Here is an 18,387-nt window from a genome sequence, read left to right as displayed (position 1 = left end):
GATCATGTCTCAGGTTCCTTCCAGCTCACCAGCGATTCGCGGCGCCACCGTGACAACAGAAGATGGTGGTCGTCTCAATGCTTTTGCGACCGAGCCCCGCATGGAAGTGGTGGACACCGAGAGCGGCTGGGGCTTCCATGAGCGTGCAGAAATGCTGAATGGCCGCATGGCCATGCTTGGTTTCATTGCATTGTTGGCCACGGAATTCGCTCTGGGTGGCGAAGCTTTTACTCGTGGTCTTCTCGGCATTGGCTGATTGTTTGATGTGGTGACAGCTGATCCTCAATCCCGAGATTCCGCTGTCAAAGCTGTCCATCAACAGTTCCGCATCGTTGGAGCTGGTCCGACAGGAGCCCTGTTAGCGCTTGGATTAGCTCAACAGGGCTTTTCTGTTGTTCTTCACGATCGCTTGAGCGCTGAGTTGCTGTTGAGCCGCAGCCGCGCTTACGCCATCACGCACTCGTCTAGGCGTCTTTTGCAGGATCTCGGCCTTTGGGCTGCCTTGCTGGATCAGATGGAGCCATTTTGCTCTCTGCGTCTTGATGACTGCTCAGCCCATTGCACAGCCTGGTTCCACATTCGCGATCTGCGACCAGCCAATCGCCCCGCGGAGGCGATTGGCTGGGTTCTTGACCATCGACCCTTGATGAGCCTTTTGCTAGAGCGGCTTGAGGCTTCAGATCAGGTTGCGCTGCAATTGGATGACGCCACACCAGCCGAGGAGGCTCTCGCCAATGAGGGATCTCGCCAGTGGATCGTTGCTGCGGATGGCCCTCGTTCCATGTTGCGTCGCTCGGCTGAGGTGCCTTTCTTGTCCCATCCCTACCGACAGGGTTGCCTGACCGTGAAGCTTCGCTTAACGGGAGCATATCAACACTGCGCTTATGAGTTGTTCCGGCCGGAAGGTCCTATGGCCGTTCTGCCCCTTGGGCAGGACCGTTACCAGGTGGTTTGGAGTGCACCGCTGCAGCGATGTCGAGATCGGGCTGCCTCTTCTGCATCCGAGCTGGTATCAACGTTAGACGCCATTCTTCCCGAGGGGGTGGACGTTGTTCAACTGCTCGACGAACCCGGAGCTTTTCCTCTGGAGTTAAGTCTGGCGCCACGTCTTCACCGTGGATCCTTGCTTCTGGTTGGAGAGGCTGGTCATCGCTGCCATCCAGTTGGTGGACAGGGCTTGAATCTTTGTTGGCGCGATGTCAGTGACCTTTTGAATCTGACTGCGGCAGTGCGGCGTGGAGAGATGGCGTCCCCATCGCTGGCTCGACGCTATTCCCGTTGTCGACGCATCGATCTGGTGGGAGTTTTGTTGTCGACGGATCTGTTGATTCGTTTCTTCTCGAATCACAATCCTCTGCTGATGCCTTTCAGGCGTCTTGCACTCTTCATGCTGAAGCGCATCAGCTGGATTCGACGCTTCAGTCTGTCCGCGATGACCGACGGCCCAGGCACCTTGCTGAAACCGCTGCCAAAGTAAGCGTCTCGCTCTGAAGTTGATGGTCATCAGCAGTGATCCACAACCAGTGGCTTCCCGAGCTTTGATTGCGTTTCTGCAGCAGCGGCTGGGATTGAGCGAGAACGCCATCAATCTCGGCATTCGTCAGGCCCATCTGGAGCAGGCTCCTCTTCCTGTTGTTCTCTGGAGCTTTGGATTGCTGAACCTGGCGCAGTATCAAGAGGTTCTTGATTGGCAACAGCAGCAGGATTGACCGAGACAGCTGCTCCTCTAACGGTTTGCGCACCAATCAGTCGTAACGGATCAGTGATTCGATTGGAAGTCCCTCTGGCAATCGACGGCGTCCGGCCAGATCTGCCAGTTCAATGACAAACCCGCAGCCCACGAGCTTGCCTCCAGCTTTTTGAATCAGCTCAACACTGGCGGCAGCAGTTCCGCCGGTTGCCAGCAGATCGTCGACCAGCAAGACACGGGATCCATCCGCCAGAGCATCGGTCTGGATTTCGAGACGATCGCTGCCGTATTCAAGGGTGTAATCAACACCGGTCACTTCGCCGGGAAGTTTTCCGGGTTTTCTGACCGGCACAAAGCCAATCTTTTGCTGTGTTGCCAGAGGAGTGCCCACGATGAAGCCCCTGGACTCAATTCCCACGATCAGGTCTGGTTGGAGTCGCTCGCAGACGTCGCCAAGTTGCTGCATCACTTCGCTCCATCCACGGGGATCGCGCAGCAACTGTGAGATGTCGCGGAACAAAATTCCGGGTTTTGGGAAGTCCGGCACATCGCGAATGAACTGACGAAGATCCACAGGGTGGTGACGCGAAGGCCTCAACCCTGGCATCATCGCAGCCATGACCGATGTCACTGCTGAGGCGGCTCCAGATCCGTCGATTCCTGAAGCGGTTCTTGGCCGCCGTGCTCTCGAGCGCCTTGATCTGCTTCTGCTCACTGTTGAGTCTCTTGACCTGAACGGCGGGGAGGCCATGCTCTGGGCGACCCGTCAGCTTGGTTTTGAAACGATCTTTCCCAATCGCGTTGAGCTTTGGAAACGTCGCTGCCACAACCCGCTCAGGCGTTCCACACGACGTGGTCAACTCAGTGCCGTGGAAACAGAGGCCTTGATCAGGATCCTCTGCGTGATGGCAGACAGGCTCTATCCCATGCTTCACCAGTTGCTGTCCAGCAAGGAGCCCCAGGACCTCACTCACCAGCGCTGGCAGCTGGTCCACCAGCGCCTACGCGATCTGATTGAAGAACGCATGAATCTTCGGCGTGGTGCCATTCAGCGTTTTCTTGGCAGTGAGCCAGAAGGCCCGCTGCAGCGACAGCTGGTGTTGACACTGGCACTCGCTGCTGGACCCGGTGGGGTTGATCGTCTCCGCGCCAGTCTTCTTGATCCGACCCCCTGAATGGTGATGCTCAAACAGTCCTACCGCTACGACCAAACCACCGCTCGCCTGGAGGTTGAAGGCTTGCCTGACTTTTCTGCTGGTCATGCAGAGCAGGCCATCGGAATTCTCTCCAGCTGGCGTTTACAAATCGTCGGCGCTTCCGAGCTGGAGGGCAAACGTGAGCATCTGGAAGCATTGATGCAGGTGGTGATTCCCTATGTGCGACTGCGTCTTTCAGGGGTGGTTCGTTCCCTGGGTGAGCTGAACGATCCAGTTCGGCTAGTTCCCGATGGGCCTCAGCACCGTCTTGACCTCACCAGTGGCAAGCCAGGTATTCCGCCTCTTTCGATCCAGCTTGATGATGCTCAGTTGGCTGATCTGGTTCGTTGTCTTGATGCCTTGCGAAGCGACGGCCGTGTCTGTCTCGCCTGGCCAACGATCCAGCATGAACCACTTCCTCGTCGGGATCTTGTTGAGCGGATCCCGTTGACGCAGAGGCTGACGGCTCCGCTGCTTGGAGGTGCCACGGTTGTTGTCTTGGGCGTCTTGGGGCTTCTGTTGCCATTGCCTGAGGTTCAATCTCCCACCCCTGCGCAGGCTCCCGAGGTCAAGACAGAAACTCCGATCAGCGATCCTGCACAACCTGATCAAGAGCGTTGACCTCTGAGCCAGGCGGCTCAGAATGCCTCAATTGCTTCACGATTCGAATGGCAGAGAGTCCGACCAACCTCAAGAGTTCTGTTGTTCGGATTGCTGAGTTCTTGCCGGCAGCATCTCTCTGCTTTTTGATCAGCTTGCAGCGCCGCTGTCCGACCACTGGCTTCGCTCAGGAGTTCGTTCAGGAGGCGGTGTGATCAATTCCCCCAATCTGAGACCTCTTAGTGCTGTGCCCAAGACTCGGAGAGTATTCAGCAAGCGGCACAGGTCCAGGGCTGTTTCAGTGGGTCGTCAGATGCTTGAGGGGCTTCTGTTGTTGGCCCTTGGCTCAGGGTTGCTCGCATTCCTGAGCTGGTTGCCTCAGAAGGTCGACGCCATGGTGGTGGTGAGTGAGGCCATTGCTGATCTGATTCGAGGCCTTGGACAGCTCCTGGAAGCATTGTTCGGTCTCGCCGCGGTCATCCTGATCGCAATGCTCCTTCTCGCCGGCCTTCTGGCCCTGGTGTCAGGAGTGTTCCGCCTGGTTAAATCCTTCACACGCTTGATCAGCTCTGAGCGGCTCAAGCCGAGTCAGAAGATTCATCGTCGACCCAGACCTCGGCGTTGACTTCAGTGCCGAGGCGCAAGCGAACGCTGAACCGTCCACAGTTCTTCAAGCGTCAGTCCTCCATCGGCGTCAAGATCGAAGCTCACAAAATTCCGGCTCAACCAGGGCAGTGATTGGCATTCATGACGGTCGATCCGGCCATCACCATTGCGATCGGCTTGATTGAACCGTTTCTGCAGCCGTTGACCGCTCGGGTGAGGGCTTAAGGGTCTGAGATCCTTCAGCAGCAGATAGCCACGCGAGTCGGGTCGTTGCAGACGCCGTTCGAAATAAGGCCGACCCCTGACTTCTCCTGATTCCAGACGACCATCACCATTGACATCCATCCGGATGAACAATGCCTCCATGCGTCGGCCATAGATCTGCACGTGATGTGGACTTGCCAGAACAGGGGCCAAAGGGACAAGGCTTTGCATCCCAAGCAGCACGAAGGCCATCAACACCGGTTGTGTCAAGCGCATCGCCATGCATTGAGCATATGGAGATTGGGCGACATGGACATGTCTGAGTCGTGACAGATCATCGATCAGCTGTGACAAGGTCCGTTTCAGCGCGACAGGACGCAACGGCATCCATACGATCAGTGAAACTTGAAGCAGCGACAGAACCCATGCCCCGCACTTCGATGATCTGGGTAGTCGATGATGATCCGGATTTGCGTCAGATGGTCGGCACCTATTTGCTGGATCAGGGGTATGACGTACGCAGTCTCAGCGATGTGAAGCAGCTTGAGGCCCGTCTCGAATTTCAGCGACCTGATCTGATCGTGCTTGATCTGATGATGCCCGGTGACGATGGTCTGACGGCACTCCGTCGTCTCAGGGATGCAGGCGATGACCTACCGGTGGTGATGCTGACGGCCCGTGGAGAAGGTGTGGATCGCATCATCGGTCTAGAGCAGGGGGCTGATGATTATCTGGCCAAGCCTTTTCTACCCCGTGAGCTTTCAGCTCGGATTGAAGCGGTGTTGAGACGGCGTAGTGCATTGCCTGCAGGCACACCTCTGGCTGAAGGGGGTGATGTGGTCTTTGGCGACAACGTGCTGGATCTGGCTGCTCGCACGCTCACCCGTGAAGGCAAGCCTGTTGTGATCACCAGTGGTGAGTTCAGCCTGTTGGCGTCATTCGTTCAGCATCCTCATCGCCCTTTGTCGCGTGAGCGGTTGATTGAGCTAGCCCGCGGGCCTGGCTGTGACACCGACAGCCGCAGCATGGATGTTCAGGTCTCCAGGGTGCGCAAACTGGTGGAGCCGGATCCCACTCGCCCGCGTTACCTGCAGACCGTCTGGGGTTATGGCTATGTATTTGTCCCAGACGGCGAACCAAGATCCCGCTGATCACTCCCTCACGACTGTTGTCGATGCCTTCCCGCCCTTGGCAAAAGCGTCTCACTGCTTTGCTGGGCTGGGGAGGTCTGGCCCTCGGAAGCTCAGCGTTTTGCCTGGTGGTTTTCCAGGCTCTCTTCGGTCGCCAACTGGAGCAGTTGCAGACCATTCAGCTTGGGAGAGATCTAGCCCTCAACGTCAGGCTCACTGAGCTAGCACTTGAGCGTTATCCCCCTCATCTGGTTGCGGAGCTGAGCGGTCTTGATCTTGAGGTCACGGTCCGTCCCAAACCCGCTCCGCTGCAACCTTCAGCAGCTTTTAAACGTCAGGCGGAGGCGTTGCAGCTACAGCTTTGTCAACGTCTCTCCCACTGCCCAATGGTGTTGCCCGACCGGGCTGCCCGCGGTGAACGCAGTGTGTGGATCGAATTGATTTCACCTTTGGAGCCCATCTGGTTGCGTGTGGATGTGCCCTCGATGATGCGATGGCCTCCAGAGCCCACGTTGCTTGGGCTTGCCTTGGTGGGCGCTGGCATCATCTGCGGCGGACTGTTCCTGCTGGTGGAGGTCGAGGCTCCTCTGCGCGGTCTGGAAAAAGCGCTCTCCCGCGTTGGTGATGGTGAGGATCCTGATGCCGTCACTGCCCGTGGAGCTCCTGAGGTCCAGCGCCTCACCCAGCGTTTCAATGCCATGGTCCAGAGGCTGGCTGCCAATCGTCGAGAACGCGCAACAATGCTTGCTGGCATTGCCCATGACCTGAGAGCACCGATCACCCGTCTTCAGTTCCGTCTGTCCATGCCGCAGCTTTCAGCGGATGAGCGGGAGCGTTGTGCTGGTGATCTTCAGTCTCTTGAGAGAATCACGGGGCAGTTTTTGCTGTTTGCCGGCGGTGGTGACAGTGAAACTTCGGTGCAAGTCCCCTTGGATCAATTGCTGGCGGAGGTGGCCAGCAGTCATCCGGCGGATCAATTGCGTCTCGACCTGGATCCTCTCTCTGTTTCGGTCAAACCTGTTGCCCTTGGTCGCGCAATTGCCAACCTCATCGACAATGCCTTCTCCTATGGAGTTGCTCCCGTCATTATTCGATTGCATGTCGACAATTCCCGCTGCTGCATCGAGGTCTGGGATCAAGGCACAGGAATGCCTGCTCAGCAATGGGAAGAGGCTCTGCAACCCTTTCATCGTCTTGATTCATCACGCGGTCAGCAGGGCCACTGTGGTTTAGGTCTGGCCATCGTGTCTCACGTCGCGCGTCTCCACGGCGGCCGACTGGAGTGCATCCATCGAGACGAGATCGATTTGGGGACTGGCCCAGGCAGGTTTGCGATCCGCTTTAGCCTGCCGTTGTTGGATGGCCAGACCAGGTCTCTGACGAGCTGAAATCTGAGAAAAACTGGAGCAGATGTTGAGCTGGGCACATCCGATGCCTCCAATAGAAGTGGATCTGTGCCGCATATGGGCAATAAGGGCAAAGCAAAAAAACACGATCAAGCCAACGACAAAGCTTGTTCAGGCCGCGTCTCTGACGTGGCATCGGAAAGCCTTGGGGCCAGTGCTCAGGACGTTGGCACTCCATCGGAGCGCTTAGGGGGTCTCATCGATGATCATCAGCCCAAGATTGTGAGGCTGAATAAAAAGCTTTATGAGGCTGAATTGATCCGCCTCCAGACTGATCTGGTCAGGATGCAGTACTGGATTCGTGAAACCGGCTATCGGATGGTCGTTCTGTTTGAAGGGCGTGATGCTGCAGGCAAAGGGGGCACGATCAAACGATTAACCGAACCCTTGAATCCAAGAGGTTGCAGGGTTGTGGCACTGGGAACGCCAACAGAGCGCCAAAAAAGCCAGTGGTATTTCCAGCGCTATGTCGAACATTTCCCGGCTGCTGGCGAGATTGTTGTGTTCGATAGAAGCTGGTACAACCGAGCCGGAGTTGAGCGGGTCATGGGGTTCTGCAGCCCTCAACAAGTTGAACAGTTTCTGGATGATGCTCCTCAATTTGAACGGATGCTTGTGCGCAGTGGAGTTCTTGTTCTCAAGTATTGGTTTTCAGTCAGCGACACTGAGCAGGAGGCACGATTTCAGTCGCGTATCGATGACCCTACGCGCCGGTGGAAGTTGAGTTTGATGGATCTTGAGGCACGTAATCGTTGGGTTGATTTTTCTAGGGCCAAGGATGAAATGTTCACGAGAACCAATATTCCAGAGGCTCCCTGGTTCACTGTTGAAGCCGATGATAAGCGGAGAGCACGACTGAATTGTCTTCGCCACATACTCAGCAAGGTGCCTTGGGAAGATATGACACCTCCAGGGATCAAGCTTCCTCCTAGGCCAAAAAAGGGTGATTATGCGCGCCCTCCCATCAACGAACAGTTCTTTGTTCCCAATGGTTATCCCTATTGATCAGAATCAGGTGATATCAAGACTATGACTTCGAAAGGTTTAGAGGTAAACTTAACCTGAATTTGTCTTCAAAAAAAGTAAGTATTGCCATTGATTGCTTGTCAGTGGCCGTCCTGGTTCAATCCGGTGCGCCAGAGTTTGCATCTGAGTAAGTGCTTCGGTGAAGAAGTAATTGGCGATAATGACCCTCTCTGAGTTGGTTGCAATTGTCGAATTTGAATGATACCTACCCTTGTGAATAGGGCATTAATTTGATTGAAAGATGTGCTTTGTTGAGTTGGCAATCAATTGTTCAGAGTGCTTTAAGAGGGCTGCCTGTGTATCTGGTTGTTCGCAGAGTCAAAATCAAAACCACTAGCGTGATTCAAAATTTTTTCCAACTGATGCCTGATACGACCCTGAGCTACTTCACCATACGATGTATCGAACTCAAGAGTTCGATCGTGGAGGGATATGAGAAAGACAGCCTGGAACGATTCCTTAATCAATATGTCAGTCGAGGCGTCCAAGGCCCTATTCGCTATTTTTGCGAATCAGAGCTTCAAGTCTATTCAAAAATTAGAGTGGTTATGGAATTTATGCAGCAGGATTTGGCTTCAGTGAATGAAATTTTTGAAATGATTCAAACCATCGAGCTTGATCAGTGGTCTTTGGGGACGAATGTGAAAATGAGTGAGCCAAGGCTTGTGCGTCAAATTAGGTCTGCCGAACACCAACTTGTCTAGGCTTTGATCAGCATCAATGCTTCTCTTTAACGATTGATCCGCTTCTTTCTTGATAATGTCATTACAACTCACGGTTTTCAGTTGTTTTCGCTAAAGATATAGCGAATCGATTATGCGAATCATGATAGTTGAAGTGCTAAATCGTATATCATATAAACTTTATTGATTACAGTCTCTAATCTCTGCAGAACGAATCAAGAGCTCAGATGACATCTTCAAACAATTCATCTTCGCCGTAAAACAACCATGGCTGACCACTGTCAAGACGGTTGCGCTTGAGCCAGGCGGTAAAGCTTTCGTCCTCGTCCTGTTGAGGACGAGTTTCGTTTGAATTTTCGTTCATGGTGAATAATCTGCTTAGAAGCAGTGATCATCACGTGCGAATTCATTCATTCAGCTGTGATTCTTTAATCATCCTCAGGTTCCTTCCACTGGATTTGGAAGCCGAAGTGGTTCGAGCGCTTGGCAAAGACTCAGCGCAAAGGGCTTGTCATTGCTGCTTCACGACTTGGGATGGCATACTTTTCATGCCTGAATGTTGTTGATTCACTCAGTGCAGTCACAGTGCTTCCATCTCATTCGGGATAATGAGATCGTCTGGTGTCTTTGCCCCAGGCACTGTTTCTGATGGGGCGATAGGGATACCGCCCCGTTTTTTTGACTTTGAAGGATTGACCTGCTGATCAGGTTTGAGTCACTCTTGCACTCTTTGTCTTTGTAGATGCTGGCTTCTCCAGTCATCCGGCAGCTGCGGTCGATTCATACGTGGCAAAAGAGCTGCTATGACAAGTAGTCTAAAAGCCCTTGACAACTTGCTTGTTGACGTAATGATGCTAAAAATCTGTTCAAAACAATGTTTATTACTGTTTTCGGTCAGAAAGGGGGTGTTGCAAAAACATGTACGAGTGTTCATCTAGCTGCCATCTGGGCCCATCAACACAAAAAAGTTGCCTTGATTGATGCGGATAGGAATCGTTCGGCAACCGCTTATGGAGCACGAGAATTGCTCCCTTATCCAGTCATTCCGATTGAAGCAGCAGCCAAGGTAGCAAGAGGTGCTGATATTGTTGTGACCGATGGTCAGGCAAGCAGCAACGAAGAAGAACTCAAAAATCTTGTTGAAGGATCGGATATTATTGTGCTTCCGACAACACCTCAAAGTCGCTCATTAGAGTTGACGATTGAAATGTCGACCTTGTTGAATAATTACCGGATTCCTTACGCCGCTTTGTTAGTCAAGGTTGATTCACGCAAACGGTCCTCAGCAGAATCAGCCGTTGAAATCCTTGAAGGTTTTGATATTCATGTTTTGCAGTCTCAAATTCCCCTTTTAAGTGCTTTTGAGAGCGCCGAAACCAATGGTGTCACGGTGGATCAGTCTGTTGATAAAAGAGGTCGGGCGCATTCAAGGCGCATGACGGGTTGGTCTGCATACGACAAAGCTTGCATTGAGATCGAAGAGCTTTACAAGGTTCATCGGGAAACAACAAGGTCATTAACTCCAATTGGCTGGGATTTCACCCCAATGGAACAGAGAGCAGCATGATTCAAAACGATATATTGATTGCTCATTAGTCGTCAAACTATTGGACCTTTCTTGTCAACTTTCTTTGATCGTTTTTTTGATGAAACGACCAAGTTGGTTGCATTTCATAACGATTCCTTATCTCTAGTTTGACGCTAGATATCGCTGCACTTGTTTAATGATCACTCCCTTCGAGTTCTCAATTGACTTTTAATCGTCAAAAATAGATTAAGTTTGATCGGAAGTCATAAACACATACGCTTGATAAGGCATTATCGTTTCTGCTGATCTTAGGAAGTGAAAATTAGATTATATCCTTGATAGAAAACAAAGGCCACAACCCAGGCTACGATCATTGATACAGCGACAGAAAAGAGTGTAAATCTCGCCGACTTGGTTTCACCCCAGATGGTGGCAACCGTTGTAAGACATGGAACGTAGAGGAGACTGAACAGGCAATAGCTGAAACCTTGTTGGAAGTTGATTACTCCTCCAAGTGTTGCTTTGAGTGCGTCGCTTCCTTCCGTCATTCCATACATTGTTGCAACCGCAGCCAACTGAACCTCTTTCGCAACGAAGCCAATGATGAGTGAAACTGTCAATAATGGATTGATGCCCAAAGGAGCCATCAAAGGTTGGAAGAAGGTTCCGATTTGTCCTGCATAGGTGTTCAACCCCTCAGAACCACCAGGATAATTCGTAAGGAACCAAGTGATTGTTGTTCCGATGATCATGAAAACCGATAGTTTTTGCACGAACGTCTTCATTTCACTCCATACATTCAGCGCAACTTGTTTAAAAGTAGGAGTTCGGTAAGGGGGTAGTTCAATAACAAAGGGATCTTTTGATTTGAATTGTCCGCTGGCATTGAAGATCATTGCCATGACAAAAGCAACGACAAAGCTAATGATATAAAGAAGCCATAGGGCCACAGCACCCATGTTGCTTGGAAGGATAATTCCTAGAAAGAAAACAAATACTTGTAGTCTTGCTGAGCACAACGCGAATGGGATGACAAGGATCGATAGCAATCGCTGACTGCGGGAACGAATCGTTCTTGTTCCCATAATTGCTGGAACATTGCATCCGAATCCAAACAGCTGCATGACAAAGCCACGCCCGTCAAGTCCCGCCTTGCGCATGATGTTGTCCATCAGATACGCAGCTCTAGATAGATAACCACTGTCTTCGAGAGCAGTCATCACCACAAAGAAGAAGGCAACAAGTGGCACAAAACCCAGCAGTGAAGCGAAACCTGTGTAAGGTCCACTGATGACGAAATCTTTGACAATATCTGGGAGGAAGCTCAACCCTGGCTCTAAGACTGTGGCTTGTAACCAATCAGTGAAATCGCCGACGGGATCCTGCGCTGGCATTCCGATATTCCATATCAGTAGGAATAGGACCAACATGGTGAGGAAAAAGATCGGCAAACCAAATATTGGATGCAAGAGCACGGCATCCATTCGATTCGTGAATGTCACCAGATTCTCTGGTGGCATTTCTATTCCTTGATCTAAAGAGTCTTGGATTTCTTCATCGGTGATTTTATTTTCACGACAAAACTCAACAAGTTCTTTCACTTTATATGAATCTGTAATGTCGTTAACAGTGTTCCAGATTCCGTCTATTGCCAGGCTGCAACCAGCACCATATTTTGCACTAATTGTAAAAACCGGCATCCCAAGAAAATGAGACAACTGCTGTGTATTGATCTTCACGCCAAAACGTTTTACTTCATCGGCCATATTCAAGGCAACTAAGCTTGGTAAACCCAATTTCTTGAGTTGTAGCGGTAGAAGTATCTGTCGATCAATTTGAGAAGCATTGATCACACAAACGATTAGATCAAAGCTGTATTTTTCTAGGAAATCTTGAACGACTTTTTCGTCTTCTGTGAATCCATCTAGATCGTAGATTCCTGGCAGATCAACAAACTCAATTGTTTTGCCATTACGCTCAATCTTTGCCTGCATGAAATCAACTGTTAGGCCAGGCCAGTTGGCGACACCTGCAGTGGCATTCGTAACACGATTGAAGAATGTTGATTTGCCCGTATTGGGTTGACCAACGAAGACGATCCTGGGCAACTCGTTTTTTGATTCCGTTGTCTTGCCGGTTTCTGCAGTGATCATGATGGGTTTTTTTAAGGCTGATTGATATGGAATAAACAGTTATCGTCCTGACTTTTTGAGATCAATCACATCAGTGATTTCCACCAAAGATGCTTCTGACTTGCGTATGGCAATCTCGGTGGTGCTGCCAACCCTCACCTCATAGGGATCTCCACCAGGAGCTTTGCGCATAACCTGAACGCTCCGACCTTTCCTTATTCCCATTGCCTCTAAACGATCCTTGAAGGAATTACTCAGATCGCTACCATCACTTCTCACACCAACGACAGTTGCTGAATGATGAACTGCTAGTTCACTTAAATCCATTTCGTAGCTGTGCGATTGCGTCTCTAATGAAAAGGCTAGAGCTCGTCGAATCGGCTGGCAACTAAAGCAGACCTAATACCGCAATCACCGTAGAATTTGTTACAAGCAATTTCCTGTTGCGAATGAAATAATAAACAAAAACAGGAATTCGCATTCATGGAGTTATTGTTCGTTGCATATGTTACTTGGTAAATGTTGTTGCTTGCCGGGCTATGAAACGCTGCTAGTTTTAAAATAGATTATTCGTAATCATGCTGATTATTGAAATTGAATTGCTCATTGCGTTGGTACTTGTTTTAATAGCTATTACACGTCGTACGGCGATTACCCAGTGGCTTGCTAATAGAAGATACCAAATTGGTCTCAAGAGAGCGCGAACATTATTTCAGTTTTTGGATCAAAAAGATGGTCAAGATGCTGTTATTAATCATCTGCTTGAAGAAGGGCATTTTTTGCGTTCAAAGCGTAGAGTTGGAGATTTTTATTGCATTCCAGCTGAGAATATTGGTGGTGAGTTGCAAGACATTATGCTCAGGATGTCGCATAAAAATGAACCCAGGTGGATTGCCCTGCGCAGGTTGTATTTAAGTGCAATTCAGGATGGTTATTTCCAAAAATCTGTTATCTATATTCCGCCCTTGTGGGATCGAGAGTTTGACGTTGCTTATGAGCATTGGAAAGACAACTTATCAGGATCTATTGAAAAGTATGGCCCAGAAGGTGCTTGGATTGTTGCCTAAGAATTGGTTTGTCACTATAATGTTGATTTCGTGTATTGAGTAAACTTCAATGTATTCATTCAATTAATAATTGGCTAGCTTTTGTGCTTTGTTGTTGTCTTTATCCAGGTATTGATGGATTTAAAAAGACTCTGAAGTAGTCGTCCAATCGCTTTGAACAACCTTTTGAGACCTAGCGGTGGCAATTTCCCGCATTTGCTGCAGTGTGGCATCGGATTGGTTGTCTTATATATTGTCAACTTTAATCACCACTACTTGTTGCGATCTGATTCTTTCTTTTTCCTTTCTGTCCTGTTAGGCACAACTGCTGCAGAAGTGATCGACTGATGCGCCAATATGTAACATTGGTAATGCTTGATCCCAATTTTTGTAGGGTTTTACGACGGCCTTGTCTCCTGAATTATCGTGTTTTATCAGTTTTGTTGTGTTTGCTATTCTCTAATCGCTTGATCCCGTCTTCCGTTGTTGTTAGTCTTCTGTTAGCACCGTCCTAGCCGCTGCAGATGAGAAAAGAGTATCACCATCTTGCTAAGAAGATGTCTCATGGTCAGCAAATGATTTTTGAGAATGAGTTTGAGCTTCGTTGTAGGCAGCCTTCGTTAGGTGTCGTTTACGCTCTTCTTTTGGGCTGGTTTGGTTTCCATCGATTTTGGCTGAACGATCGTAAAAGCGGCTTGGTTTTTCTTATCTTTTTCTGGACGTTATTACCAGGTTTGTTTTCTATATTTGATGCTCTATGCATGCGTGAGTTGTGCACTGGTTATAACAACAAGCTTGCTAAGCAATTGTATGACGAAATCAAGGACATCAGTCCCTATTAAATGTTTGATTTAATCCTTGCTATGTGTTGCTCTAAGGCGTTGCATTATTGCGTTGTTTTTTGACGCATGGCTGAATCATTTGTATTTAAGTTTTTCGTGATCACTTGCCTTCCGCTTCTTTCTTCTTAATATTCGCATTCCTCTTTTTTGGTGTGAGGAATCTCATGAAATTATTCAAGCAATTGCTTGTTGCTCCTGCTGCCTTGGGCATTCTGGCTCCGATGTCTGCTGGCGCGACTGACGTCAATGTTGCTGGTGTTTCCGACTACGCCTCTGTGTCTTCTGACGCGGCTGCTGCGGAGCAGGTCACCAGCATCAACCAGTTCAACGATGTCTTTCCTGCTGACTGGGCTTATCAGGCTCTTAGCAACCTGATCGAGCGCTACGGCTGTGTTGCTGGTTATCCCAACGGCACTTTCCGTGGCAACCGTGCAATGACCCGCTTTGAAGCGGCTGCACTGCTGAACGCCTGTCTCGACCGCGTCACCGAAGTGACCGACGAGCTCAAGCGTCTGATCAAGGAGTTCGAAAAGGAACTCGCCATCGTCAAAGGCCGTGTTGACGGTCTGGAAGCCCGTGTTGGCGAACTGGAAGCAACCCAGTTCTCCACTACCACAAAGATTGATGGTCAGGCCACCTTTGATATTGGTGCAAATACTTTTGGCGGTGACTTATTTTTTACTCAAGCTAATGTTGATAAGATTACAAGCCATTTCCCTGACATCAGTAGCATTTATTTTCCTACTGGTGTTGCTGGCTCCAGCGATAGAAACTATCAGGAGAATGCAAGCAGGGAATATGGCGCTACAACTTTCAACTACGATTATCAGCTCTTCCTAAATACTAGTTTTACCGGCAAAGACCTGCTGTCGGCGTCAATCAGGTCAGGTAATTTTGGTGACGATAACGCATTTAACGGCAATCCTACCAATCTTTCAACATTAGAGGTTGCTTCCAATTCTGGGACTTCCTTATATATCGATAAGCTCTTTTATAATTTTCCTCTAGGCGAGACCTTCACAATATTTGTGGGCCCGAATGTTGGTCAGGATGACATGATGCCGATGTGGCCTTCTGTTTATCCATCTGGAGACGGGAACACTGTTCTCGATGTGCTGACCCTTAATGGTGCACCTGGAGCTTACAACAAGACTCAGGGACCTGGGGTAGCTCTTAATTATGAAAATAACGGCTGGAATGTTGGTCTTCAGTACGTTTGTGATCTTGATACTTGTACTGGTAGCAATCCTAGGGATGGCGGCATCGCTGCCGATAGCTCAAAGGGAGTAGGTACTTTTCAGATTGGCTATGAAGGTGAGCAATGGGGATTTGCGGGAATTTACAGTTGGCTCCAAAGTCCTTCGCTCGTCCCGTACGCCACCTCCTATACGCAATTAAGTTATGCGCAGGATTTGGATATGTCTTTGAATGCATTCGGCTTGGCAGCCTACTGGCAACCCGAAGAATCAGGCTGGATTCCAGCAATAAGTGCTGGCTGGGGTTTGAATACAACAAACTTTGCCAATGACAATGTTGCTGATTCTTATGTCTCGACTTCTCAGTCTTGGCAGGTCGCTGTCCACTGGGATGATGCATTTATTCAAGGTAACTCTGCCGGCATGGCAGTTGGACAGGCTACTTTCGCTACTGATCTCAAGGGTGCTGACACACCATTCGATGGTAACTATGTATGGGAGTGGTATTACGGCTTCCAGGTTACTGATAATATCACTCTGACACCTTCAATGTTCTATCTGAGTCGTCCTCTTGGTCAGCTCACTTTTGATGGGGTTGATGGTAAAGACGGTACCTTCAGACAGTTTGGTGGCCTAATACGTACTACATTCACCTTCTGATTAATTTCTTGTTTTGATCTGATTTTTCAGAACATGATTTTTTCCCGCCCAAGCTGACTTGTTTCAAGTCGGCTTTTTTGATTTTTTGTTCCTCTTATTCCCTGCAGGTGAGATCCTGGTGTGAGTGTCTCCATTCCCCCATGAGTGATCCGTCTAGCCAGACGCATCCTTTGTATGCGACGGATCGTGATCAAGTGGATGCTTTGCTTGGCCATCAGGGTGATCCCGGCCCGGAGCAGCTCACTGTGGCGGCGAGGCTTGTGATGCGATACGGCGATTTCCCAGGCGCTGATGACATCAAACAGGACATTCAGAAGGTTGTGACTGGCTGGGGCCTTGACTCCCAAAGCCTCAATGCCCGTTGTCGTGAGATCTGGGCCAGTGGTTGGAAGCCTGGTCAGCAACTTGATAGCGATCTTGGTTCCGGTGCTGATGTTGCCGACCAGGAGGGATAAGTGAAGAGGAATGGGCGCCCCCCAGTGAGTGTCGAGGCAGCCCATTCATTAGAACAATCAAGCCTTTATGCAGGAGTCGGAAGCACCTTCCCTGCCCTGGCTTCCTCTGCAACGCGACGTAGATCGTCGCATCCTTCCTTCAACGTTGGGTAGGCGAACATCCCGCTCCCAGCAATGAAGCAATTAGCACCTGCATCGCAACATTGGGAGATGGTCCAGTTCGCTTTGATGCCGCCGTCGACCTCGATGTCAACGCTCAGTCCACGTTCATCGATAGTTTTTCTCAGTTTTGAAATCTTGTCCAACATTGTGGGGATATACGCCTGTCCACCAAATCCAGGATTCACAGTCATCACCAAAACGTGGTCGACCATATCGAGCACGTTTTCAACCATCTCCATTGGTGTATGGGGATTCATCGCCACTGATGGACTGCCCCCGAGTTGCCGGATCCTGCCGAGTACCCGATGTAGGTGTGTGTTGGACTCAACGTGGGCAATCACCACTCCAGGCTCTCCGTTTGGGCCTTTGGTTGCATTCACATATTCCTCAAGCATCGTTTCTGCGTTGTATTGGCTCACCATCAGCTGGGTCTCAAACTTCACATCGCAGTATTTGCGGCACGCCTTAATCATTTCAGGGCCGAATGTGAGGTTCGGCACGAAGTTGCCGTCCATCACGTCAAACTGAATCCTGTCGACACCAGCGGCTTCGAGATCCTTCACGCATTGGCCCATCGCTGCCCAATCAGCGGGCAACACCGATGGAATGATCTGAATCGGGCGTTCTGATGCGGTCATGGAGGGCCTTAAAACTCGGGGGACTTTAGAGAAGAACCCCTGATCTGAGGTTTGTTTGAATTGACTGATACAGTAAGCCGCGCTTTTGAGCGAAAAGCCCAGTGGCGCCAAGCCCTGAGAGCTGATCCTCTCCGCATTAGTTCCCCGCCGCACAACAGTGGATCGCACTCTCATCCAGGAAATTCTTGAGGTCGTTGAGCAGGCGGCCATTGCCTCTGCCGAGCTCACAGGCCTCGGCCAAAAAGACGAAGCTGATGCCGCAGCGGTGGAAGCCATGCGCAAACGCATGGGTCAGATCGAAATGCAGGGCCGGATCGTGATTGGAGAAGGCGAGCGTGACGAAGCTCCCATGCTTTATATCGGTGAAGAAGTCGGTTCAGGCCAAGGCCCTGGCGTTGACTTTGCTGTTGATCCCTGCGAAGGCACCAACCTTTGCGCGAACAACCAACGCGGATCAATGGCTGTGCTCGCAGCTTCCGATCGTGGCGGGCTGTTCAATGCTCCTGACTTCTACATGAAGAAGTTGGCAGCTCCCCCGGCTGCTAAGGGCAAGGTTGACATTCGCAAATCGGCGACGGAGAACATCAAAATTCTCAGTGATTGTCTTGGAATAGCTGTAAGTGATCTCACGATTGTGGTGATGGATCGTGCTCGTCACAAGAGTTTGATTGCTGAAATCCGTGCGACTGGTGCCAGGGTTCAGCCCATCTCCGATGGTGATGTGCAAGCAGCCATTGCCTGTGGTTTCTCTGGCACTGGCACCCATTGCCTCATGGGTATCGGTGCAGCTCCCGAAGGTGTGATCTCAGCAGCGGCTATGCGCGCTCTGGGCGGCCACTTCCAAGGTCAGTTGGTCTATGACCCTGCCATCGCTCAGACCTCTGAGTGGGCTGACATGACCAAGGAAGGCAACTTGGCGCGACTTTCCGAAATGGGAATCACCGATCCCGACAAGATCTATGAAGCTGATGAGTTGGCTTCTGGTGAGCATGTGATTTTTGCTGGAAGTGGGATCACGGATGGCCTGTTGTTCCACGGCGTTAAGTTTGAGAATGACTGCACTCGCACAAGCAGCCTGATCATCAGCAACCTTGACAACACCTGCCGTTTCACCAACACGGTTCATATCAAGGACGGTGCACAGAGCATTGCTCTGAGCTGACCTCCTTCTTTAAGCAGCGAGGGTT

Annotated in this window: 23 protein-coding genes; 17 read left to right on the top strand and 6 right to left on the bottom strand. The window is 50.3% G+C overall.

Annotated elements, in window-relative coordinates; all coding sequences use genetic code 11:
* The first annotated feature begins 4 nt into the window (after nucleotides 1–4).
* The 3 genes from SIB42_RS11210 to SIB42_RS11200 are packed head-to-tail and all read left to right on the top strand — an operon-like array spanning nucleotide 5 to nucleotide 1,709.
* Nucleotides 5–256, top strand: a complete 252-nt coding sequence (locus SIB42_RS11210) for a chlorophyll a/b-binding protein (RefSeq protein WP_067097087.1) — start codon at nucleotides 5–7, stop codon at nucleotides 254–256.
* A 12-nt stretch (nucleotides 257–268) separates the two neighbouring features.
* Complete coding sequence (locus tag SIB42_RS11205) at nucleotides 269–1,477, top strand: FAD-dependent monooxygenase (protein ID WP_082825084.1); 1,209 nt, start codon at nucleotides 269–271, stop codon at nucleotides 1,475–1,477.
* Between the two features lie 19 nt (nucleotides 1,478–1,496).
* Nucleotides 1,497–1,709, top strand: a complete 213-nt coding sequence (locus SIB42_RS11200) for a DUF2949 domain-containing protein (protein WP_067097090.1) — start codon at nucleotides 1,497–1,499, stop codon at nucleotides 1,707–1,709.
* Nucleotides 1,710–1,745: 36 nt separating this feature from the next.
* Here SIB42_RS11200 and SIB42_RS11195 read toward each other — a convergent pair whose 3' ends face one another.
* Complete coding sequence (locus SIB42_RS11195; protein WP_067097094.1) at nucleotides 1,746–2,309, bottom strand: adenine phosphoribosyltransferase; 564 nt, start codon at nucleotides 2,307–2,309, stop codon at nucleotides 1,746–1,748.
* On the opposite strand from SIB42_RS11195, the gene SIB42_RS11190 reads away from it, so the two are divergent.
* The 4 genes from SIB42_RS11190 (at nucleotide 2,308) to SIB42_RS11175 (ending at nucleotide 4,111) form a co-directional block, all read left to right on the top strand.
* Nucleotides 2,308–2,865: a DUF3038 domain-containing protein gene (locus SIB42_RS11190; RefSeq protein ID WP_067097099.1), complete on the top strand. Its 558-nt coding sequence runs from the start codon at nucleotides 2,308–2,310 to the stop codon at nucleotides 2,863–2,865. The two genes, SIB42_RS11195 and SIB42_RS11190, sit on opposite strands and share 2 nt — an antisense overlap.
* Complete coding sequence (locus SIB42_RS11185; protein WP_369818463.1) at nucleotides 2,866–3,507, top strand: DUF4335 domain-containing protein; 642 nt, start codon at nucleotides 2,866–2,868, stop codon at nucleotides 3,505–3,507.
* Nucleotides 3,508–3,554: 47 nt separating this feature from the next.
* The gene (locus SIB42_RS11180) at nucleotides 3,555–3,701 is read left to right on the top strand and encodes a hypothetical protein (RefSeq protein ID WP_156485242.1); all 147 of its coding nucleotides are present in this window, start codon (nucleotides 3,555–3,557) and stop codon (nucleotides 3,699–3,701) included.
* A gap of 86 nt (nucleotides 3,702–3,787) precedes the next feature.
* Nucleotides 3,788–4,111 carry a hypothetical protein gene (locus SIB42_RS11175; protein ID WP_231856463.1) on the top strand — a complete coding sequence of 108 codons (324 nt, stop codon included), beginning with the start codon at nucleotides 3,788–3,790 and terminating at the stop codon, nucleotides 4,109–4,111.
* A 2-nt stretch (nucleotides 4,112–4,113) separates the two neighbouring features.
* Here the strand turns inward: SIB42_RS11175 and SIB42_RS11170 are convergent, their stop codons facing one another.
* Nucleotides 4,114–4,578: an EF-hand domain-containing protein gene (locus tag SIB42_RS11170; protein WP_082825085.1), complete on the bottom strand. Its 465-nt coding sequence runs from the start codon at nucleotides 4,576–4,578 to the stop codon at nucleotides 4,114–4,116.
* A gap of 143 nt (nucleotides 4,579–4,721) precedes the next feature.
* Between SIB42_RS11170 and SIB42_RS11165 the strand changes: the two genes are divergently transcribed.
* From SIB42_RS11165 to SIB42_RS11150, 4 genes are all read left to right on the top strand, one after another.
* The gene (locus tag SIB42_RS11165; RefSeq protein WP_170951832.1) at nucleotides 4,722–5,447 is read left to right on the top strand and encodes a response regulator; all 726 of its coding nucleotides are present in this window, start codon (nucleotides 4,722–4,724) and stop codon (nucleotides 5,445–5,447) included.
* A 23-nt stretch (nucleotides 5,448–5,470) separates the two neighbouring features.
* Nucleotides 5,471–6,814: an ATP-binding protein gene (locus SIB42_RS11160; protein ID WP_067097107.1), complete on the top strand. Its 1,344-nt coding sequence runs from the start codon at nucleotides 5,471–5,473 to the stop codon at nucleotides 6,812–6,814.
* Between the two features lie 75 nt (nucleotides 6,815–6,889).
* Nucleotides 6,890–7,837, top strand: coding sequence for a polyphosphate kinase 2 (gene ppk2 / locus SIB42_RS11155; RefSeq protein ID WP_067097112.1), 948 nt, complete (start codon nucleotides 6,890–6,892; stop codon nucleotides 7,835–7,837).
* 383 nt (nucleotides 7,838–8,220) lie between these two features.
* Entirely contained in the window at nucleotides 8,221–8,562 is a 342-nt protein-coding gene (locus tag SIB42_RS11150) for a hypothetical protein (RefSeq protein WP_156485243.1), read from the top strand.
* Between the two features lie 202 nt (nucleotides 8,563–8,764).
* Here the strand turns inward: SIB42_RS11150 and SIB42_RS11145 are convergent, their stop codons facing one another.
* On the bottom strand, nucleotides 8,765–8,905 hold the full coding sequence (locus tag SIB42_RS11145; RefSeq protein WP_156485244.1) for a hypothetical protein: 141 nt from the start codon (nucleotides 8,903–8,905) through the stop codon (nucleotides 8,765–8,767).
* 510 nt (nucleotides 8,906–9,415) lie between these two features.
* Between SIB42_RS11145 and SIB42_RS11140 the strand changes: the two genes are divergently transcribed.
* Entirely contained in the window at nucleotides 9,416–10,108 is a 693-nt protein-coding gene (locus tag SIB42_RS11140; RefSeq protein ID WP_067097118.1) for a ParA family protein, read from the top strand.
* 269 nt (nucleotides 10,109–10,377) lie between these two features.
* Here the strand turns inward: SIB42_RS11140 and feoB are convergent, their stop codons facing one another.
* Entirely contained in the window at nucleotides 10,378–12,222 is a 1,845-nt protein-coding gene (gene feoB / locus SIB42_RS11135) for a ferrous iron transport protein B (protein WP_067097120.1), read from the bottom strand.
* A 39-nt stretch (nucleotides 12,223–12,261) separates the two neighbouring features.
* Nucleotides 12,262–12,528 (bottom strand): FeoA family protein, encoded by a 267-nt coding sequence (locus SIB42_RS11130; RefSeq protein ID WP_067097124.1) that lies wholly within the window; start codon nucleotides 12,526–12,528, stop codon nucleotides 12,262–12,264.
* A gap of 251 nt (nucleotides 12,529–12,779) precedes the next feature.
* On the opposite strand from SIB42_RS11130, the gene SIB42_RS11125 reads away from it, so the two are divergent.
* The 4 genes from SIB42_RS11125 to SIB42_RS11110 all read left to right on the top strand — a co-directional run bounded on the left by SIB42_RS11125 (nucleotide 12,780) and on the right by SIB42_RS11110 (nucleotide 16,400).
* Nucleotides 12,780–13,268, top strand: a complete 489-nt coding sequence (locus SIB42_RS11125; protein WP_067097127.1) for a hypothetical protein — start codon at nucleotides 12,780–12,782, stop codon at nucleotides 13,266–13,268.
* Nucleotides 13,269–13,771: 503 nt separating this feature from the next.
* The gene (locus SIB42_RS11120; protein ID WP_082825080.1) at nucleotides 13,772–14,089 is read left to right on the top strand and encodes a TM2 domain-containing protein; all 318 of its coding nucleotides are present in this window, start codon (nucleotides 13,772–13,774) and stop codon (nucleotides 14,087–14,089) included.
* A gap of 164 nt (nucleotides 14,090–14,253) precedes the next feature.
* Nucleotides 14,254–15,945: an iron uptake porin gene (locus SIB42_RS11115; protein ID WP_413328673.1), complete on the top strand. Its 1,692-nt coding sequence runs from the start codon at nucleotides 14,254–14,256 to the stop codon at nucleotides 15,943–15,945.
* A 140-nt stretch (nucleotides 15,946–16,085) separates the two neighbouring features.
* The gene (locus SIB42_RS11110; RefSeq protein ID WP_067095042.1) at nucleotides 16,086–16,400 is read left to right on the top strand and encodes a DUF3288 family protein; all 315 of its coding nucleotides are present in this window, start codon (nucleotides 16,086–16,088) and stop codon (nucleotides 16,398–16,400) included.
* A gap of 65 nt (nucleotides 16,401–16,465) precedes the next feature.
* Here the strand turns inward: SIB42_RS11110 and rpe are convergent, their stop codons facing one another.
* Nucleotides 16,466–17,200 (bottom strand): ribulose-phosphate 3-epimerase, encoded by a 735-nt coding sequence (gene rpe, locus SIB42_RS11105; protein ID WP_067095177.1) that lies wholly within the window; start codon nucleotides 17,198–17,200, stop codon nucleotides 16,466–16,468.
* 157 nt (nucleotides 17,201–17,357) lie between these two features.
* On the opposite strand from rpe, the gene glpX reads away from it, so the two are divergent.
* Nucleotides 17,358–18,362, top strand: coding sequence for a class II fructose-bisphosphatase (gene glpX, locus SIB42_RS11100; RefSeq protein ID WP_067095038.1), 1,005 nt, complete (start codon nucleotides 17,358–17,360; stop codon nucleotides 18,360–18,362).
* The last annotated feature ends 25 nt before the right edge of the window (nucleotides 18,363–18,387 follow it).

Origin of the sequence: Synechococcus sp. MIT S9508 (genome assembly GCF_047303045.1) — a bacterium.
Taxonomy (GTDB): Bacteria; Cyanobacteriota; Cyanobacteriia; order PCC-6307; family Cyanobiaceae; genus Synechococcus_C.
Note: the sequence above shows the minus strand (reverse complement) of the source record. Positions and strands in the feature narration are given on the sequence as shown.

Bases quoted from the DNA above. Each gene is read 5' to 3' on its own strand.
- SIB42_RS11130 (WP_067097124.1), bottom strand. From the start codon at position 12,528: ATGGATTTAAGTGAACTAGCAGTTCATCATTCAGCAACTGTCGTTGGT.
- SIB42_RS11180 (WP_156485242.1), top strand. From the start codon at position 3,555: ATGGCAGAGAGTCCGACCAACCTCAAGAGTTCTGTTGTTCGGATTGCT.
- SIB42_RS11115 (WP_413328673.1), top strand. From the start codon at position 14,254: ATGAAATTATTCAAGCAATTGCTTGTTGCTCCTGCTGCCTTGGGCATT.
- SIB42_RS11195 (WP_067097094.1), bottom strand. From the start codon at position 2,309: ATGGCTGCGATGATGCCAGGGTTGAGGCCTTCGCGTCACCACCCTGTG.
- SIB42_RS11170 (WP_082825085.1), bottom strand. From the start codon at position 4,578: ATGGCGATGCGCTTGACACAACCGGTGTTGATGGCCTTCGTGCTGCTT.
- SIB42_RS11120 (WP_082825080.1), top strand. From the start codon at position 13,772: ATGAGAAAAGAGTATCACCATCTTGCTAAGAAGATGTCTCATGGTCAG.
- SIB42_RS11160 (WP_067097107.1), top strand. From the start codon at position 5,471: ATGCCTTCCCGCCCTTGGCAAAAGCGTCTCACTGCTTTGCTGGGCTGG.
- SIB42_RS11145 (WP_156485244.1), bottom strand. From the start codon at position 8,905: ATGAACGAAAATTCAAACGAAACTCGTCCTCAACAGGACGAGGACGAA.
- SIB42_RS11150 (WP_156485243.1), top strand. From the start codon at position 8,221: ATGCCTGATACGACCCTGAGCTACTTCACCATACGATGTATCGAACTC.
- SIB42_RS11140 (WP_067097118.1), top strand. From the start codon at position 9,416: ATGTTTATTACTGTTTTCGGTCAGAAAGGGGGTGTTGCAAAAACATGT.
- SIB42_RS11110 (WP_067095042.1), top strand. From the start codon at position 16,086: ATGAGTGATCCGTCTAGCCAGACGCATCCTTTGTATGCGACGGATCGT.
- rpe (WP_067095177.1), bottom strand. From the start codon at position 17,200: ATGACCGCATCAGAACGCCCGATTCAGATCATTCCATCGGTGTTGCCC.
- SIB42_RS11200 (WP_067097090.1), top strand. From the start codon at position 1,497: ATGGTCATCAGCAGTGATCCACAACCAGTGGCTTCCCGAGCTTTGATT.
- SIB42_RS11210 (WP_067097087.1), top strand. From the start codon at position 5: ATGTCTCAGGTTCCTTCCAGCTCACCAGCGATTCGCGGCGCCACCGTG.
- SIB42_RS11185 (WP_369818463.1), top strand. From the start codon at position 2,866: ATGGTGATGCTCAAACAGTCCTACCGCTACGACCAAACCACCGCTCGC.
- SIB42_RS11165 (WP_170951832.1), top strand. From the start codon at position 4,722: ATGCCCCGCACTTCGATGATCTGGGTAGTCGATGATGATCCGGATTTG.
- SIB42_RS11125 (WP_067097127.1), top strand. From the start codon at position 12,780: ATGCTGATTATTGAAATTGAATTGCTCATTGCGTTGGTACTTGTTTTA.
- SIB42_RS11190 (WP_067097099.1), top strand. From the start codon at position 2,308: ATGACCGATGTCACTGCTGAGGCGGCTCCAGATCCGTCGATTCCTGAA.
- feoB (WP_067097120.1), bottom strand. From the start codon at position 12,222: ATGATCACTGCAGAAACCGGCAAGACAACGGAATCAAAAAACGAGTTG.
- ppk2 (WP_067097112.1), top strand. From the start codon at position 6,890: ATGGGCAATAAGGGCAAAGCAAAAAAACACGATCAAGCCAACGACAAA.